The sequence below is a fragment of the Actinosynnema sp. NPDC053489 genome (assembly GCF_044544865.1).
Classification (GTDB): domain Bacteria; phylum Actinomycetota; class Actinomycetes; order Mycobacteriales; family Pseudonocardiaceae; genus Actinosynnema.
Genome location: NZ_JBITXT010000007.1, coordinates 252942 through 269574, shown reverse-complemented (window position 1 = coordinate 269574; position 16633 = coordinate 252942). Strand labels below are relative to the sequence as shown.

Annotated in this window: 15 protein-coding genes; 2 read left to right on the top strand and 13 right to left on the bottom strand. The window is 71.6% G+C overall.

Features of this window, described 5'->3' with window-relative positions:
- Window positions 1-29: 29 nt before the first annotated feature.
- Window positions 30-794: an MBL fold metallo-hydrolase gene (locus ACIGNX_RS18435; protein ID WP_396541504.1), complete on the top strand. Its 765-nt coding sequence runs from the start codon at window positions 30-32 to the stop codon at window positions 792-794.
- On the opposite strand, the gene ACIGNX_RS18430 is transcribed toward ACIGNX_RS18435, so the two are convergent.
- Window positions 754-1764, bottom strand: coding sequence for a TerC/Alx family metal homeostasis membrane protein (locus ACIGNX_RS18430; protein ID WP_396541502.1), 1011 nt, complete (start codon window positions 1762-1764; stop codon window positions 754-756). The two genes, ACIGNX_RS18435 and ACIGNX_RS18430, sit on opposite strands and share 41 nt — an antisense overlap.
- Window positions 1765-1985: 221 nt before the next feature.
- A complete protein-coding gene (locus ACIGNX_RS18425) occupies window positions 1986-3074 on the bottom strand; it encodes an S-(hydroxymethyl)mycothiol dehydrogenase (protein WP_396541500.1) in 1089 nt (362 codons plus the stop codon).
- A 261-nt stretch (window positions 3075-3335) separates the two neighbouring features.
- Here ACIGNX_RS18425 and ACIGNX_RS18420 point away from each other — a divergent pair, with 261 nt between their 5' ends.
- Window positions 3336-4574 (top strand): MFS transporter, encoded by a 1239-nt coding sequence (locus tag ACIGNX_RS18420; protein WP_396541498.1) that lies wholly within the window; start codon window positions 3336-3338, stop codon window positions 4572-4574.
- 51 nt (window positions 4575-4625) lie between these two features.
- On the opposite strand, the gene ACIGNX_RS18415 is transcribed toward ACIGNX_RS18420, so the two are convergent.
- The 11 genes from ACIGNX_RS18415 to ACIGNX_RS18365 all read right to left on the bottom strand — a co-directional run bounded on the left by ACIGNX_RS18415 (window position 4626) and on the right by ACIGNX_RS18365 (window position 16580).
- Entirely contained in the window at window positions 4626-5075 is a 450-nt protein-coding gene (locus ACIGNX_RS18415; protein WP_396541497.1) for a hypothetical protein, read from the bottom strand.
- Window positions 5068-6294 carry an MFS transporter gene (locus ACIGNX_RS18410; RefSeq protein ID WP_396541495.1) on the bottom strand — a complete coding sequence of 409 codons (1227 nt, stop codon included), beginning with the start codon at window positions 6292-6294 and terminating at the stop codon, window positions 5068-5070. Before ACIGNX_RS18410 ends, ACIGNX_RS18415 begins: the two co-directional genes overlap by 8 nt.
- Entirely contained in the window at window positions 6294-7538 is a 1245-nt protein-coding gene (locus ACIGNX_RS18405; RefSeq protein WP_396541493.1) for an ATP-grasp domain-containing protein, read from the bottom strand. The genes ACIGNX_RS18410 and ACIGNX_RS18405 overlap by 1 nt, the downstream gene beginning before the upstream one ends.
- The gene (locus tag ACIGNX_RS18400) at window positions 7535-8851 is read right to left on the bottom strand and encodes a cation:proton antiporter (RefSeq protein ID WP_396541491.1); all 1317 of its coding nucleotides are present in this window, start codon (window positions 8849-8851) and stop codon (window positions 7535-7537) included. The genes ACIGNX_RS18405 and ACIGNX_RS18400 overlap by 4 nt, the downstream gene beginning before the upstream one ends.
- 66 nt (window positions 8852-8917) lie before the next feature.
- A complete protein-coding gene (locus tag ACIGNX_RS18395) occupies window positions 8918-10717 on the bottom strand; it encodes an ABC transporter substrate-binding protein (protein ID WP_396541489.1) in 1800 nt (599 codons plus the stop codon).
- Between the two features lie 22 nt (window positions 10718-10739).
- Window positions 10740-11087, bottom strand: coding sequence for a hypothetical protein (locus ACIGNX_RS18390; RefSeq protein ID WP_396541487.1), 348 nt, complete (start codon window positions 11085-11087; stop codon window positions 10740-10742).
- A complete protein-coding gene (ddaH, locus tag ACIGNX_RS18385; RefSeq protein ID WP_396541485.1) occupies window positions 11084-11959 on the bottom strand; it encodes a dimethylargininase in 876 nt (291 codons plus the stop codon). Before ddaH ends, ACIGNX_RS18390 begins: the two co-directional genes overlap by 4 nt.
- A 36-nt stretch (window positions 11960-11995) precedes the next feature.
- Window positions 11996-13237 carry an ATP-grasp domain-containing protein gene (locus tag ACIGNX_RS18380; protein WP_396541483.1) on the bottom strand — a complete coding sequence of 414 codons (1242 nt, stop codon included), beginning with the start codon at window positions 13235-13237 and terminating at the stop codon, window positions 11996-11998.
- Window positions 13238-13250: 13 nt separating this feature from the next.
- Window positions 13251-14882: a class I tRNA ligase family protein gene (locus tag ACIGNX_RS18375; protein WP_396541481.1), complete on the bottom strand. Its 1632-nt coding sequence runs from the start codon at window positions 14880-14882 to the stop codon at window positions 13251-13253.
- Window positions 14879-15247: a cupin domain-containing protein gene (locus tag ACIGNX_RS18370; protein ID WP_396541479.1), complete on the bottom strand. Its 369-nt coding sequence runs from the start codon at window positions 15245-15247 to the stop codon at window positions 14879-14881. Before ACIGNX_RS18370 ends, ACIGNX_RS18375 begins: the two co-directional genes overlap by 4 nt.
- Before the next feature lie 22 nt (window positions 15248-15269).
- Window positions 15270-16580, bottom strand: a complete 1311-nt coding sequence (locus ACIGNX_RS18365; RefSeq protein WP_396541477.1) for a lysine N(6)-hydroxylase/L-ornithine N(5)-oxygenase family protein — start codon at window positions 16578-16580, stop codon at window positions 15270-15272.
- Window positions 16581-16633: the final 53 nt, after the last annotated feature.

Below are 16633 nucleotides of genomic sequence, written 5' to 3'. Positions count from 1 at the left end.
TAACCACTCAACCATCCGTGAGGTAAGCCATGTCCGGCACCAGCGCCGACCACCTCGCCGTCCGCGTCCTCGGCGGCCCGACCGCCCTGTTCGACTACGGCGGCCTCAGGTTCCTCACCGACCCCACCTTCGACGAACCCGGCGACTACCCCCTGCCGGGCGGCGTGCTGACCAAGACCGCCCCGCCCGCCGCCGGGCCGGCCGACCTGGGCCGCGTGAACGTCGTCCTGCTCTCCCACGACGAGCACCCCGACAACCTCGACCACGCCGGCCGCGCCTTCCTCGCCGACGTCCCGCTCACCCTCACCACGCCCGGCGGCGCACGGCGGCTGGGCGGCCGGGCCAGGGGACTGGCCGACTGGGAGTCCGTCGCGCTCGACGGCGGCGCGGTCGCCGTGACGGCCGTGCCCGCGATCCACGGCCCGCTGACCAGGGAGGAGGTCGAACCCGTCAGCGGTCGGGTCGTCGGCTTCGTCCTCACCGGCGACGGCCTGCCGACCACCTACGTCAGCGGCGACAACGCCTCGCTGGAAGCGGTCGAGCGGATCGCCGAGCGCTTCGGCCCGGTGCACACCGCCGTCCTCTTCACGGGCGCGCCCCGCATCCCGGTCCTGTTCGACGGCGAGCCGCTCGTCCTCGACAGCGCGGGAGCCGTCGAAGCGGCCAGGCTCCTCGGCGCGCGCCGGGTCGTCCCGGTCCACTGCGACAGCTGGTCGCACTTCACCGAGGACCGGGACGACGTGGTGGCCGCGTTCACGGCCGCTGGTCTGCGCGACCTGCTCGACGTTCCCTGAGGCGGACGGCGCGCAGGCTGGTGACCGTCACGGCGGCGAGCACGGCGATGATCACGCCCAGCGACAGCGGCGTGGGGATCTCCGGCACGGCGGGCCAGATGCCGTGCGCCCAGTGCAGCACCAGCTTCGCGCCGATGAACCCGAGGATGATCGCCAGCCCGTGGTTGAGGTGGACCAGCTTCGCCAGCGCCGAGTGCAGCACGAAGTACAGCGCGCGCAGCCCCAGCAGGGCGAACGCGTTCGTGGCGAACACCAGGTACGGGTCGTCGGTGATGCCGTACACCGCCGGCACGGAGTCGACGGCGAACACCACGTCGGTCGCGAACACCGCCACCACCACGACCGCCAGCGGCGTGAGCGCCCGCCGACCGTGCTCGCGGACGGTCAGGCGGGTTCCGCGGTAGTCGTCGGTCACCGGCATCAACCGGCGCAGCAGCCGCACGGACCGCATCCGGGACGTGTCGCGCTCCTCGGAGGCCGACCCGCGGACCGCCTCGCGCAGGATCTTCACCGCCGAGGCGAACAGGACGAGCCCGAACACCAGGAACGCCCACGTGCCCGCCGACAGCATCGCCGCGCCCGCCGCGATGAACACGCCGCGCAGCACCAGCGCGCCGACGATGCCGTAGAGCAGCACGCGCTGCCGCACCTCGGTCGGCACGGCGAACGCGGCCAGCAGCAGCATGAAGACGAACAGGTTGTCGACCGACAGGGACTTCTCGACCACGAAGCCGGTCATGAACTCCAGCGCCCGGTCGGTCCCGAACGCCGTCCACAGCCACACGCCGAAGCCGACGGGCAGCGCCAGGTAGAACACCGACCACCCGACGGCCTCCCGCAGCTCCACCTCGTGCGGGCGGCGGGTGACGACGAAGTCGGCGACGAGCAGCGCGACCAGGACGGCGATGCTGACGGCCCACAGGCCGGGCGACCCCACGGGCTCGACCGGGGCGGCGGCGTGCACGGGCATGCGAAGCTCCTCGAACATCGAAGTCCGAGGTCTCCTTCACCCTGGCGGGTGGCCTGCCGGGGACACCGCTCGGGATGTCCGTACTGACCGGCCAGACGCTTGGGAAGTACTCCCCTCGGCGACCAGTATCGGGCATCGCGGGCCGATAGTAAAGCGATGTTAAAGATCAGGTAGTGGCTTTTTTCACACCGGCGGCCGGAGTGCGGTTCGGTGGCCGAGGCTCAGTGGACGACGACGCTGCGCAGCACGTCACCCGACCGCATGGACGCGAACGCCCGCTCCACGTCGGTCACGGAGATCCGCTCGGTGACGAAGTGGTCCAGCGGGAGGCGGTCCTGCAGGTGCAGGTCGATCAGCGGGGCGAAGTCGCGCGAGGGCAGGCAGTCGCCGTACCAGCTCGTGCGGTAGGTGCCGTTGCGCAGGAACGCGTCCAGCAGCGGCAGCTCCAGGCGCATCCCCGCCTCCGGCCGGGCGACCAGCACGAACGTGCCGCCCAGCGCCCGCGCGTAGAACCCCTGCCGCCACGTCTCGGGCGTGCCGGCCGCGTCGATCACCACGTCCGCGCCGAGGTCGTCGGTCAGGGCGCGGACGGCCGCCACGACGTCCGGCGTGCGGCGGGCGTCGACCAGGTCCGTCGCGCCCAGCTCGCGGGCGTGCCACAGCCTCCGCTCGTCGAGGTCCACCGCGATGATCGTGGTCGCCCCGGCCAGCTTCGCGCCCGCGACGGCCGCGCACCCCACGCCGCCCGTGCCGATGACCGCGACCGTGTCGCCGGTGGTGACGCCGCCGGTGTTCAGGGCCGCGCCCAGGCCCGACATCACGCCGCACCCGAGCAGCGCGGCCACGGCCGGGTCGACCTTGGGCGAGACCGGCGTGCACTGGCCGGCGTGCACGAGCGTCAGCTCGGCGAACGCGCCGATGCCCAGGGCGGGCTGCAACGGCGTGCCGTCGGTCAGGGTCATCCGGGTCGTCGCCGTGTGGTCGTCCACACAGGACTCCGGGCGGCCGCGGCGGCACGCGCGGCAGCGCCCGCAGACCGCCCGCCAGTTCAGCACCACGAAGTCGCCCGGCGCCACGGTGTCGACGCCCGCGCCGACCTGCTCCACGACGCCGGACGCCTCGTGGCCGAGCAGGTACGGGAACGCGTCGCCGATCACGCCGTCGCGGTAGTGCAGGTCGGTGTGGCAGACGCCGGAGGCCAGGACGCGGACGGTCGCCTCGCCGGGGCCGGGGTCGGGCACGACGACGTCCTCGAGGCCGACCGGCCGCCCCTTGCCCGTGGCGACCACTGCCTTGACGATCCTGGACATCCGAGCCTCCGCGTCGACCGGCTTCGTGCGGCCACAGGATAGGTGAGGCCGAGGGGGCATCCGGTCGAGCGGGAGCACCGCCGGTCGGCGTCATTCGCATCGCCTATGGGCAAGCGGGACACTACCCGGCCGACGTGCCCGCGGCGGTGCTCCGGTCGGCCCAACCCCGCCATAGGCGCGGTGGTGTTCTCGCTGCCCACGGGTGGGTGGCAGCATGAAAAACCCTGGAGGACGGCTGCCGCGAGGCGGATCGGGAGAACCATGAGCACCCTGCCGAAGGTCGCAACCGGCATCACCGCGTTCGCGGTGTTCGCGACCACCGCGAGCTTCGCCATCTCGATGGCGGGCTCGTCGATGAAGTCCACCGTGCAGGTGCTGTTCCTGCCGATCGCCGACGACTTCGACGTCAGCCGCGGCACGCTCGCGATCGCCACGACGCTGTTCGCCGTCGTGACCGCCCTGGCGTCCTCGGCGGTGGGCCACCTGGCGGACCGGATCGGCGCGGTGCCGGTGCTGGCGATCGGCGCGGGCATCACCGGCGTGGTGCTGCTGGTCTGCGCCGTGGCCACGGACATCCGGGTGTTCGTGCCGACCTACGGCGTCCTCGGCGCGGTCGGCTGCACGATGCTGTCGTTCGTGCCGCTGGGCGTGCTGGCAGACCAGCTGTTCCGGGGCCGCAACGCCGGGTTCCTGTACGCGGTGCTGACCAACGGCGCGGCGGTCGGCTTCATGGTGCTGGTGCCGCTGTGGACGTTCCTGGGCGCGGTCACGTCGTGGCGGCAGGTCCTGCTCGGCGTCGGCGTGGTGTTCCTGGTCGTGCTCCTGCCGCTGTCGCTGCTGCTGGTGCGCTACTCCAACCGCAACTCCACCCCGCCCGCGCCCGCCGAGCACGGCTTCTGGGCGGGCATCCGCCTCGCGTTCGGGGACAAGCGGGTGCGCGGGCTGATCCTGCCGTTCTTCGCGTGCGGCACGACGATGGCGTTCATCGACGTCCACCTGTTCCCGCACATGCACGACCACGGCGTGGCGCCGGTGACCAGCTCGGTGGCGTTCGTGCTGCTCGGGGCGCTGGAGATCGTCGGCTCGCTGGTGGCGGGCAGGCTGTGCGACCGGGGCCGCATCCGGGCGACGCTCGTCGGCGGCTACGCGCTGCGGGCCGCGGCGATGGCGATCGCCCCGTTCTTCGACGCCGAGTTCACCGTGCTGGTGTTCGGCGCGGTGTTCGGCGCGAGCTACCTCGTCACGGTCGTCGCCACGACCATGTGGATCGCGAAGATCCTGCCGCGCGGGCGCAAGGGCACCGCGATCGGCGTGCTGTGGGCGCTGCACATGGTCGCCGTCGCGGTCGGCAGCCAGCTCGGCGCGGTCCTCGCCGACGCCGCGCACGGCTACCTGCCGGTCATCCTGACCAGCGTCGCGCTCACGCTGGGCGCGATCGTCCTGGTCGCCCTCCAGCCCGACCCGGACCGGGCGGCCGAGCCGGAGCGCGCGGTGGCCTGACGGCGCGCGAAAGCCCCCGTCCGCGATCCGGGACGGGGGCTTCGGGGCGGATCACGCCTGGCGCGTGATGTCCATGTACCAGTTGGTCTCCCACGTCCGCCCGCCGTCGGCGGACATGGCCTGCTCCCACCGCGCCGAGTCACCGGTGATGCGGTGCCACAGGAAGCGGATGCGGACCGGCGTGCCGTCCTGCACCTCGTCCCCGAGGAACGTGCCCACGCCGTCGGCGAACGAGCCGAACAGCGGCGGGAAGAACACCCCCGAGTCGCTGCTCGCCCAGTTCAGCGACCAGCGGCCGGTGGCGGCGTCGAACAGCCGCACGGTCAGGCCGGACGTGCCGTCGGGGAAGGTGATCTCGTCCACGTTCCCCGCGCCGCCGAAGATCGGCCGCACGTCCGAGGTGGACGTGAACTCCTCCCAGTCGTCGCTGCCCACGAGCCGCCGCCGCAGCCTGCGGTTGTGGATGGACCAGCGGCCGACGAGGAAGTCGAAGTCACCCAACGCTCTCGGCCCCCGCGCGGTCGCGGGTGGACACGTACCCGGCCACGGCCGCCGCGAGCCCGAACAGCGCCAGCACCGGCCACACGCCGTGCCCGAGCTGGAGGAACAGGAAGCCGCCGAGCACCGGGCCGACGGCCGCGCCCAGGCCGTAGACGAACTGGAAGCTGCCGATGTAGCGGCCCTTGAGGTGCGCCGGACCGGCCATGCCCGGGTAGGCGAACACCACCGGCCCGCCGATGATCTCGCCCAGCGTCCAGATCAGCGTGCCCGCGACGATCACCGCCGGTCCCAGCGGCAGCGCGTACACCGCCACGCCGATGCCGACCAGCGCGTACGCCACGCCGACGACCAGCTTGGGCCGCATGTGCTGCGTCTTCTTGGTCACCACCAGCTCGAACAGGATCACCGCACCGCCGTTCAGCGCGACCGCGAGCGTGTACCAGAAGATCGGCACCCCGGACGCCTGCACGTCCAGCGGCAACGTCGACAGGTACTGCACGTAGACCACGGCGTTGAAGAACGTCGCCGCCAGGTACACCAGGTAGCGGCGGTCCCGCAGCACGTCGGTGTAGCTGCCGGTGGGCGCGGCCCCGCCCTCGGCCGCCGCCTCCTTGACCCCGGTCCGGGCCGGCAGCACGCGGAACGCGACCAGCGCGTACGCCGCCGCGACCACCGCCTCGCCCCAGAACAGCAGGTCGTAGCTGTCGCCGCCGAGCTGGTAGAGGCCGAAGCCGATCAGCGGCGCGGCGGTCGTGCCCAGGTTCAGCCCGAACCGGTACATGGCGAACACCATGACCTGCCGGTCGTCGGGCGTCAGCTCCGACAGCAGGGTCGCCGACGCGGGCCGGTAGACCTGCGAGATCGCGCCGAGCAGGGCGACCGCGCCGATCAGCAGCGCGTAGTTGGGCAGGTAGAGCAGGGCCGCGGTGAGCAGCGCCGCGCCGCCCATGCTGAGCACGGTGGAGTTGCGCGCGCCCAGCCGGTCGGCCAGCGCGCCGCCGACGAGGACGCCCACGACGTTGCCGACGCCGTAGACGCCCAGCGCCGTGGCCGCCTCGCCGGCGGAGTAGCCCCGGGCCGTCAGGAACAGCACCAGGAAGATGTTGAGGAACCCACCGACCTTATTGACGAACACGCCACCCAGCACGGCCTTCACGGCCGGGGGCGAGGCGACGAACGTCTGCCAGATCCCGTGGTCGGTGTCTTTTGCGGTGGTCATCAGGCGCTCTTCACGTCCAGCGCGGCCTGCGCCGCGTCGAGTCGGGTGGCGACCTCGTCACGCGAGGCGCCGGTGGCGATGGCGAAGGCGATGCGGCCCCACACCGTGCCCTTGGGGGGCGGGGAGACGACCGCGCCGGGCTGCGCGACCGTGACGACCCGGTCGATGCCCTCGGGCAGCCGGTCCTGGTCGAACGACAGCGAGCCGAGCGTGGTGTCCTCCTCGTCGACGTAGAAGAACCGGATGCCGGCCACGCGGTCGTGGGTGTGCGCCACGTCGACCTCGCCGCCGGTGGCGGCGCCCGCCGCGACCAGGCCGGGGTCGACGCCCGTGGCCAGCAGCCCCAGGTAGGGGATCATGTCGCCGCCGAGGCGGCCGTTGACCTCGATGACCTTCGGGCCGTCGGCGGTCAGCATGTACTCGGCGTGGGTGATGCCGTCGGTGAAGCCCAGCGCCTTGTGCGTCCGCTGCGCCACGTCCAGCAGGGTGGGGTCGGTGAGCAGCGGGTCGGAGGCGTCCACGAAGTGGCCGATCTCCTCCGCGTACGGGTGGTAGCCCACGACCTTGCGGCCGACGAACAGCGGCGTCACGACACCGTCGCGCACCACCGAGTCGACGCTGATCTCCTCGCCGGAGACGAACTCCTCGACCAGGATCGGCTGGTCGGTGTCGAACACCACCGGCTCGGGGCCGCGCGCGGCCTCGGTGAACGCGAAGTTCGCGCGCACCTCGCCCTCGTCGTTCACCTTGATCACGCCCAGGCTCGCGCCGAGCCCGCGCGGCTTGAGGATGGCCGGGTAGCCGACCTCGGCCGCCGCGGCGACCGCCTCGTCCACGGTCTTGACCGGGATCGAGCGGGGCTGCGGCACGCCGGACGCGTCCAGCGCCGCCCGCGTGCCGCCCTTGTCGCGCAGCCGCCAGATCACGGCGGGGTCGCCGTTGCGCAGCCCGAGGGCCTGCGCGACGAACGCCGTGGCGTGGATGCGCACCTCGTCCCAGCACAGCACGCCGGAGAACGGCGTGCCGGCGTGGATCTCGGCCGCCTTCGCCGCCATCGCGGGACCGTCCGTGGTGGAGGGCAGCACGGTCCAGCCGGACACGTACTCCTTCTCCCAGTCGGGTTCCGCGGTCAGGAACAGGTGCACCCGGTACCGCGCGCTGATCGAGCGCAACAGGTACTCCCGGTACAGCCGCATGCCGGTCGCCACCACGAGCAGCAGCGGCCGCTGGTCGGTGTTGGTCATCGGGACTCCACTCTCGAAAGGGCTTGCACGCCGCCGAACGCCTTCTCGCGCTCGCGTTCCTCCTCGGTCACGGCGATCCGCCGTGCCGCGTACCGCAACGTCGGCGGCGCCATCAGCGACGTCACGACCGACACCAGCACCACGACCGTGTAAGCCTCGGTCGTGAGCACCCCGAGCCGCAGCCCGACCAGCGCCACGATCACGCCGATCACACCGCGGGCGTTGAGCCCCGCGCCGACCGCGAGGCCCTCCCAGTGGCTCAACCGGGCCAGCCGCGCGCCCGCGTAGGCACCCGCGAACTTGCCGACCACGGCGAGCAGCAGCACGGCCAGGGCCGCGCCGAGCACGGCCGGGTGCCGCAACGCCGTCAGGTCCATGCGCAAGCCCGCCGTCGCGAAGAACAACGGCGCGAGCACCCCCATCACGAACGTCCGGACCACGGCCAGCGGCTCGCGGGCGACACCGCCGACCGACGAGATCACCAGGCCGCACAGGAACGCCCCCAGCACCGGCTCCAGCTCCAGGGCGTGCGTGCCGGCGGCGAACGCTATCACCAGCAGCACGACCACCGCCACGGTCACGCCCGCGTCCCCGGACCGCTCCGCCAGCCGCAACGCGCCGCGCGCCACGGGACGCCCGACCACCACGGCCACGACGACCACCAGCACCAGCGCGCCCAGCGCCCACCCCACGTGACCGGCGGTGAAGCCGGAGGCGGCCATCCCGGACACCACGGCCAGCAGCGACCAGCCCACGACGTCGTCCACCGCGGCGGCGGTGACGGTGAGCTGCCCGATGTCGCGGTGCAGCAGGTTCATCTCCAGCAGCACCTTGGCGATCACCGGGATGGCGCTCACGCACACGGCCACGCCCATGAACAGCGCGAACACCGGCCGCTCCGCCGCCGGGCCGAGCATCACGGAGGGTAAGGCGAAGCCGGCGGCCACGCCCAGCCCGAGGGGCACGAGCAGGCCGCCCGCGCCGACCCAGGCGGCGGCCCGGCCCTGCCGGCGGGCCAGGCCGAGGTCGAGGTGCATGCCGGTGAACCCCACCAGCAGCAGGACCCCGAACTGGCCGACGGCGTCGAGCAGGTGCAGCTGGGTCGGGTCGTCGAACACCGGGGCGAACGCGCCGAGCAGCGACGGGCCGAGCACCACGCCCGCGGCCAGCTCGCCGACGACGGCGGGCACGCCGATGCGGACGGCGAGCCGCCCGAGCACCAGCGCGACGCCGAGCAGGACGCCGACCTGGACCAGGAACACGAGCAGGGAATGCGCGCCGAGGGTGCTCGGCGGCGCGGCGGACAGGACCACGGGTGAACCCCCAATGGAGAGTCGAGAAACGGCACGGGGTCCGGGGTGGACCCCGTGCCGCGGGGATCAGTCGCGGTAGTACCAGTTCTCGGGGTTGATCATCCCGTACGGGTTGATGGGCCCGAACCCGCCGATGGTGTTGGCGACCTCGAACAACCGGATCGGGAAGTTCGGCGTGAAGATGACCGGCACCTCGTTGGCGATGTAGTCCTGGTACTCGTAGAGCACTTCCAGGTCGTCGCTGGTGACGGTGCGCTCGATCAGCTCGTCGGCCTTCGGGTCGCTGTAGAAGCCGAAGTTGCCGCCCGCCTTGGTGGAGAACAGGATCTCGCCGGTCGGGTGGTGGTAGGCCCAGCCGCCGTTCCAGCAGCACATCTCCCAGGTGCACGGCGTCTCGGGCGTCGGCACGCACGGCCCGTCCTCGGCCACCAGGATGGAGCCGTACACCTCCTGCAGCCGCAGCTCGATGCCGGCCTGCGCGGCGGCGTCGCGGAAGTTCTCCATCACCCGGGTGAGCGCCGGGCGGCCCTCGACGTAGCGCAGCAGGATGGACAGCTTCGTGCCCGCCGGGATGCCCTCGCCGGCCTCGCCCGGGCCCGTGCCCGGCCGCACGCACACCGCGGGCGTGACGCTGGTGTCCCAGCCGTTGGCCTCCAGCAGCGCCTTGGCCTTCTCCGGGGAGAACGGCAGCGGCCACGCGCCCTCGCGCTGGCGCGGCGACACGTACTCCGTCTTCGGGTACATGGGCACCGGGCCGTTCTGCCGGTACGCGTAGCCCTGGTAGATGTCGCGCACCGCGGTGTCCTGGTCCAGCGTGGACTGCAGGGCCTGCCGCAGGTAGGTCTGCGCGAACATCTTGCCGACCACGGTCGGGTTGTTGAAGTTCAGCGAGATGTACCGGATGCAGAACGCCGACTGCGGGTACATCGTGTACTCGGTCAGCGGGTTCGGGCCGCCCACCACCGGGTCGACCGCGGGCTCGGTGGCGAAGCTGAGCGGCAGGTAGCCGACCTGGATGCCGTTCTCGGCGTCCGGGCCCGCCTTGAGCATCTCGTACTGCTCCTCGTCGGAGAACGTCGGCACCTGGCGGAACTCGTCCAGGTACGGCTTGTTCGGCCCCGAGTAGTGCTCGTTGGGCACGAACGTGACGACGCCCTCCATGGTGTAGCTCTTGAGCCGCCACGGGCCGCTCACGACGCTCCAGATCGGGCTGTCGGCCCACTTGGTGCGGTGCGCGTTGCCCTCGTCGACGATGTTGCCCTGCTGCTCCATCAGGTACTCGTAGACGGCCTCGACGTCGGCGAGGTCGCCGGAGGCGTTCGCCGGTCCGGCCGCGGTGCGGTCCCAGGACTTGGGCAGCGGCGTGATGGTGCTGAGCTGGTTGTAGAGCACCCAGTGCTTGGAGTAGGTCTTGTCGAAGGTGAAGAACACCTCGTCGTCGGCGACCTTGCCGTAGTCGGTCAGGTTGTCCGGGAAGTAGCCCGGCACGTACTCGCCGTACCGCGCGCCCTTGACCTTCATCAGGTTCACCCAGAACAGCACGTTGTCGGCGCACAGCGTCTCGCCGTTGGACCACTTCCACGGCTTGACCTTGACGCGCACCGTCAGGCCGTCCTCGCTCCACACCGGCTCCTCGCCGATGCTCTGCGCGTAGTCGACGTTCGGGGTGCCGTCGCTGCCGAAGTAGTACAGCGTCCGGTACATCAGGGCCTGGAACTCGAGGATGTTGCGGGTGCCCATGCGCTCGGCGGGCGTGAACGGGAAGATCACGGCGGGCGGGAAGCCCGGCGCGCACGCCCACGTGACGACGCCGCCCTTGCGGGGCGTGCCCTCCCGGCCGGCGGTGATGGTGCTGGCGGATGTCATGGCTGCTCGTCGGCCTCTCGGGTCAGTTCGCGGACTGGGTGGGGAGTTCCTCGATGGTCGAGACGCCGGACGAGGCGTGCTCGCCGAACCGCTCCCACACCTCGTCGAGGCGGATGCGGCCGTCCTCCAGGACCTTCGGCGTGCTGCGGCAGTGCCCGGAGATCACCTGGCCGTCGTCGAGGACCATGCAGTAGGCGAAGTCCAGCTCGCCGTCGGGCGAGGCGGTGCCGGTCAACGCGCCCCGGCGGGCCTTGCCGCCGAGGAACTCGCCCCACAGGAGGTCGCCCTCCTGGTGGTACACGGCGACCCGGCTCTCCTCGGGACCGCCGCCGGTGACCGGGTGGAACCGTCTGCCGTCGTAGTTGATCATCGAACAGGCTCCCCACGCAGTTCGAGCGTGCAGCACTTCGCGCTGCCGCCGGATTTGAGAAGTTCGGACAGGTCGACGCCGATGGGCGTGAAACCCCGGTCGGCGAGCTGGTCCGCCAGGTTCGTGGCCTCCTGCGCCAGCAGCACGTGCTTGCCGTCGCTGACGGCGTTGAGGCCGAACACCTCGGCGTCCTGGTCGCCGGCGATCACGGCGTCGGGGTACAGGGAGCGCAGCACGCCCCTGCTCCACGTCGAGAACGCCTCGGGGTAGTACATGATCAGGTCGTCGTCCAGCACCGCCAGCGCGGTGTCCAGGTGGTAGAACCGCGGGTCGACCAGGTCCAGCGTCACCACCTCGCGCCGGAAGAACCTGGCCGCCTCCGCGTGCGACCTCGGGTCCGTGCGGAAGCCCGTGCCCGCCAGGATCCGGTCGCCCACCAGCAGGTAGTCGCCCTCGCCCTCGTTCACCCAGAACGCCTCCTGCGTGCGGAACCCGTGCTCGCGGAACCACTCCAGGTACGCCGGGCCCTCCGCCTCGCGCTGCCGGAACCGGAACCGGGCCGACAGCACCCTCCCGTCCACGACGGTCGCGCCGTTCGCGGCGAACACCATGTCCGGCAGCCCCGGCTCGGGCTCGATCAGCTCGACCTCGTGCCCCAGGTCCAGGTACAGCGACCGCAACCGGCTCCACTGGAGCTGGGCGATGGTCGCGTCGGTCGGCTTCTCGGGGCGCATCCACGGGTTGATGGAGTAGGTGACGTCGAAGTGCTCCGGCGGGCACATCAGGTACCTGCGGCGTCGGGCGGTGCGTTGCAGGGGATCGGACACGGCGGTGGAGTCCTCTCTCGAAGGGGCGCCACCGGCTCGCCACATGTCGCGCGACGGGACCGGCGACGCCTTCGGGTGCTGCTACTGGAAATCGACCTCGATCTTGGACGCGTAGTCGTTCATCAGGGCGAACGCGTCCTCCTCGGACGTCCCGGTGGTGCCGAGGAACCCGATGATCGTGTTGCCGTCCGGCGGGCGCTTGATCAGGTCGCCGGGTCGTGCGGTGATCTTCAGCAGGAACACGCGGTCCGAGGCCGACACCTCCTCGGGCACCCGCACCTCGCGCACCACGCCGGCGTCGGAGATCAGGCACATCGCGGTGATGTGCGTGCCGGTCGGCCGGAAGTGCCGCACGTTCGGCCGGCGCCCCGCGGCGATGTCCACCACGGCCGCGATCGGGTCGTGCCCGGAGGTGATGCGGGCGATCATGTCCAGCCCGCCGCCGCCGACGCGCGCCGCGATCTCCAGCAGGTACGGCTTGCCCCGGTGGAAGCGGACCTCGGCGTGCATCGCGCTGTTGGTCAGCCCCTGGGCCAGCGCGCCCGCGGTCACGACCTCGTGCACGGCGGCCAGGTCCTCCGGGCTCATCGACGTCGGCGCGTGGTGCACGTCGTCGTCGAACGTCCCGCCCTCGGGGGTGATGCGGTCCACCACCGACCCGAGGAACACCTCGCCGTCCCACGCGACGGCCTCCATCAGGTACTCCTTGCCGTCCAGGAAGGACTCGACCAGCAGCCCGTTCGGGCCCAGGTCGATCCCGTCGGCCTCGGAGTTGGCCCAGAACAGGTCCTCGATGCCCCTGGCGGCTTGGCCGTAGTGCTCGACCAGCTCGGCGTCGTCGTCGCAGCGGAACACGAAGTGGCTGCCCGCGCCGAGGGTCGGCTTGACGATCACCGGGTAGCCGAACTCCTCGGCCGCCGACCTCGCCTCCTCCAGCGTGGTGACGAAGCGGAACCCCGGGATCGGCGCGCCCGCCTTCTCGTGCGCCTGCCGCATCAGGTACTTGTTGCGGCTGTTGAGCGCGGCCTCGACGCCGATGCCCGGCAGGCCGAGCGCCTCGGCGATCGCCGCGACGGCCACGACGGCCGCCTCCGAGAACGTCATCACGCCGTCGAACGCCTCGGTGGCGTGCCACTGCTTCGCCGCGGCGATCATGTCGTCGATGTTCTTCGACCCCACCAGGCGGTAGCGGTCGGCCGGCCAGAAGTCCTCGGTGCCCTCGCCGTTGAGCACGTACAGGTCCACGCCCAGGTCCTGCACCTGCTGGTAGCGGGAGTGGTAGTACTGGAGGTACTGGCGGGTCTCGATGGTCAGCAGCTTCACGGTGCGTCGCCTCCTAGCTCACGCCGTCGAGGGCCGCGCGCTGCCCCACCGGCGAGTGGGTGCCGGGCAGCGACGGGAACCGGAACGGCCGGATCTCGGCCGGCATGTCGTCGGAGATGGCCAGGTCGACGCCCTGCGCCGACACGTCGGCCGCCACGTCGACCAGGATCGGCGCGGCGCACGCGAGCAGCGTGCGCGCCTCCAGCAGCAGGTCGCCCGGCTGCGTCGGCGCCTCGCCGTTGCGCCGGTGGTCCACCGCGTCGGCCAGCGACCGAAGCCGCCCGAGCTGCGTCACGATCGTCTCCGCGGCGCGACCCATGCTGAACCCGGGCAGGTCGTAGCACAGCCGGAACCGCTTGAGCACGGTCGCCGCGCGCCAGCGCCCGGCCTCCGTCGTCGGCAGCGGTCGCGTGCCGTCCACGCCCACCATGGCCAGCGCGATCGCCTCGGACAGCTCGTTCCACGGCGTGATCAGCCGGCGCGTGGTCGTGGTGTGCAGGGCCTCGCGGGTGAAGTTCGCCCGCTGGAACTCCGGCCCGGTCAGCGCCAGGTAGAACCGCACCAGGTCGCGCGGCACCTCGGCCAGCAGGTCGGCGCTCCAGATGAGGTGGTTGCGGCTGGTGGAGAACTTCTCGCCGTCCAGGTCGTAGAACTCGTTGCAGACGTTGGACTCCGGCGTCGTGTACTTGTCGCCGTGCGCCAGCAGCATCACCAGGTCCACCAGGCCCCAGTGGTAGACGTTGTCGAAGCCGTGGAAGTACACCAGCTCCGCGTCGTGCTCGGCGCGCCACAGCTCGTCGACCTCGGCCGTGGTGCGGCCCAGCTGCGTGGCCGCCCACCACGTGGCGTACATGGAGGCGGGCATCGCCTCCACCCACGGGTACACGATCTGGCCGGGCGTCTCCGGGAACGGCGCGGCGATGCCCCACGTGCCGGGGAACGTCACCGGGATGTCCGGCAGCGGCTTGGACAGCAGCTCGCCGATCAGCTGGCGGGCGTGCGGGCGCCACCGGGGCGTGCGGGCCGCGTAGTACGACGTGAGCCGCTCGCGGTAGTCCTCCATCGGCAGCACGAGGATCTCGCACTCCCGGTACACCACCGGGTCGCTCGGGTCGATGGTGTACTTCGGCTCCAGCAGCTCGTCGAAGTTGTTGGGGTGGCCGCAGTTCTCGCACGCGCCGCCGCAACTGCCCGACAGGCACGACGGGCACGTGCCGGTGACCAGGCCGTCGTAGAGGAATGCGCCGGCGTTGCGGGCGTAGGGCAGCTGCACCTTGCGCAGCTGGAACCGCCCGGCGGCGTGCAGCTCCTTGAGGAACTCCAGCACCGTGGCCCGGTACCGGTCGTCGATCGGCGGCAGGCCCGGCATCAGCGTGCCCATCGCCTCCAGCGACCGCTCGATCTTGGCCGTGGACGTCCGCACCAGCTCGTCGGGCACCAGGCCGCGCCGGTGCGCGGTGGACACCACGTAGCTCTGGCTGTCGTCGGTGCAGGTGGTGTAGAGCACCTGGCGACCGGTGGCGCGCAGGTAGCGCGCGTACACGTCGCCGCCCAGGTAGGGGCCCGACATATGGCCGACGTGCAGGTCGCCGTTCGACGTGGGCGTCGCGGCGACCACTATCGCCGGGCGGGAACGGGCCGTCACGAGGCGGCTCCCTCGTGGCGGGCGGCGAACTTCCCGGCCAGCTCGGCGTCCCACCAGATCGCGTAGAACTGGAAGTCCTCGGTGCCCTTGTTGACCACCTGGTGCTTCTCGTGCGGCGTGAAGTGCACGACGTCACCGGCCTTGAACGGGGCGGCGCCGGCCTGCGTGATGATCTCGGCCTCACCGGTCATGGCGACCCAGATCTCGTACTCGTGGTGGCCGTGCGCACCCGACTCGGCACCGGGGCGCACGACGCACCAGGAGCCCTCGAACGGCGCGTTGACGAGGTCCCACGGCATCAGGCGCTGGGCGACCAGGCCGTTGTCGGGTTTGAGGTTGTCCCGGTCCAGGGGGCGGATTTCCATCATGGTGACGACTCCTCTCGGATCAAGCGGGCTGGGGTGCTTCGGCGAACAGCTCGGTGACGCGCTGCGCCACCACGGGCACGGTGTTGTCGACGAGGTCGCCGACGATCTCCGCGGCCCGGATCGCCAGGACGCTGATCAGCGAGTCGGCGATGCCGTGCGTTGCCTCGTTGACGCCCTGCAGGTACACGCGGGCGGACACCGACTCGGGGAGTTCGAGGCGGTAGTTGCGGGTGACCGCGAAGGTCTCCTGGCCGACCTCGGCGGCCATCGCGCGGACCAGGGTCGGCATGCGCTTGTCGAAGCCGGTGCCGAGCATCACGCGGTCGCAGCGCAGCTCGCTGCGCTCGCCGGTGCGGCGGTCGAGCAGCGTCAGCACGACCTCGTCGTCCACCAGGGCGGAGTCGACGACCTCGGCCATCGTGATCATCGACAGCCGCTGGGCGCCGGTGAGCTTCTCCAGGTACATCGTGTTGTAGAGGTTGTCCAGCATGGCGGGCGACAGGCCCGCGTAGTTGGTGCGGTGCATCTCGCGCAGCAGCTGCGAGCGCGCCTCCGGCTGGGCCTCGTTGAACTTGTCCACGAAGGACGGGTAGAACAGCTCGTTGGTGAACTTGCTGCTCTCGTAGCCGTTCAGGCCGATCGAGCGCATCACCATCGTCACCTTGGAGCGCGGGAACGTCTCGTGCGCCGACCACAGCATCTCCGCGGCGCTCTGCGCGCCGCCGACGACGACGATGCGGTGCTCGCCCTGCGGGTCCAGCTCGCCGACCCGGTGCAGGAACTCGGTGCTGTGCACCACCCGCTCGCGGGGCAGCGCCGCGAACTCCGTGGGCAGGTGCGGGTCGCGGCCGACGCCGATGACCAGCGTCGCGCACGACACCGTGCCGCCGTCGGCGAATCGGACCAGCCACCGGTCCACCGCGCCCGACTCGTCGCGCTGCGGCTCGACGGACACCGCGCGGCGACCGTTCTGCAACCGGACCTTCGTCAGCGACCGCGCGACCCACGCGAGGTACCCGGAGATCTCCAGGCGGTAGGGGGTGAACGTGCCGAGGTTGATGAACTCGTCCAACCGGCCCGTGGAGTGCAGGTAGTTGACGAACGAGTACGGGCTGGTCGGGTTGCGCAGCGTCACCAGGTCCTTGAGGAAGGACACCTGGCTGCGCGACCACGGCAGCAGCATCCCGCGCTGCCACACGATGTCGTCGTGCTGCTCGGCGACGAGGGTGCGTGCGGCGAGGTCGGGCTCGAGCTCCTCCAGCGCGACGGCCAGGGCCAGGTTCGCCGGGCCCGCGCCGATCGCGAGCAGTTCTACATCCTGGTGGTCCAACGCAGTCTCCAAGCATTGTCGGGCGGCGCCGCGGCGGCGGTGCCGACGTGCGG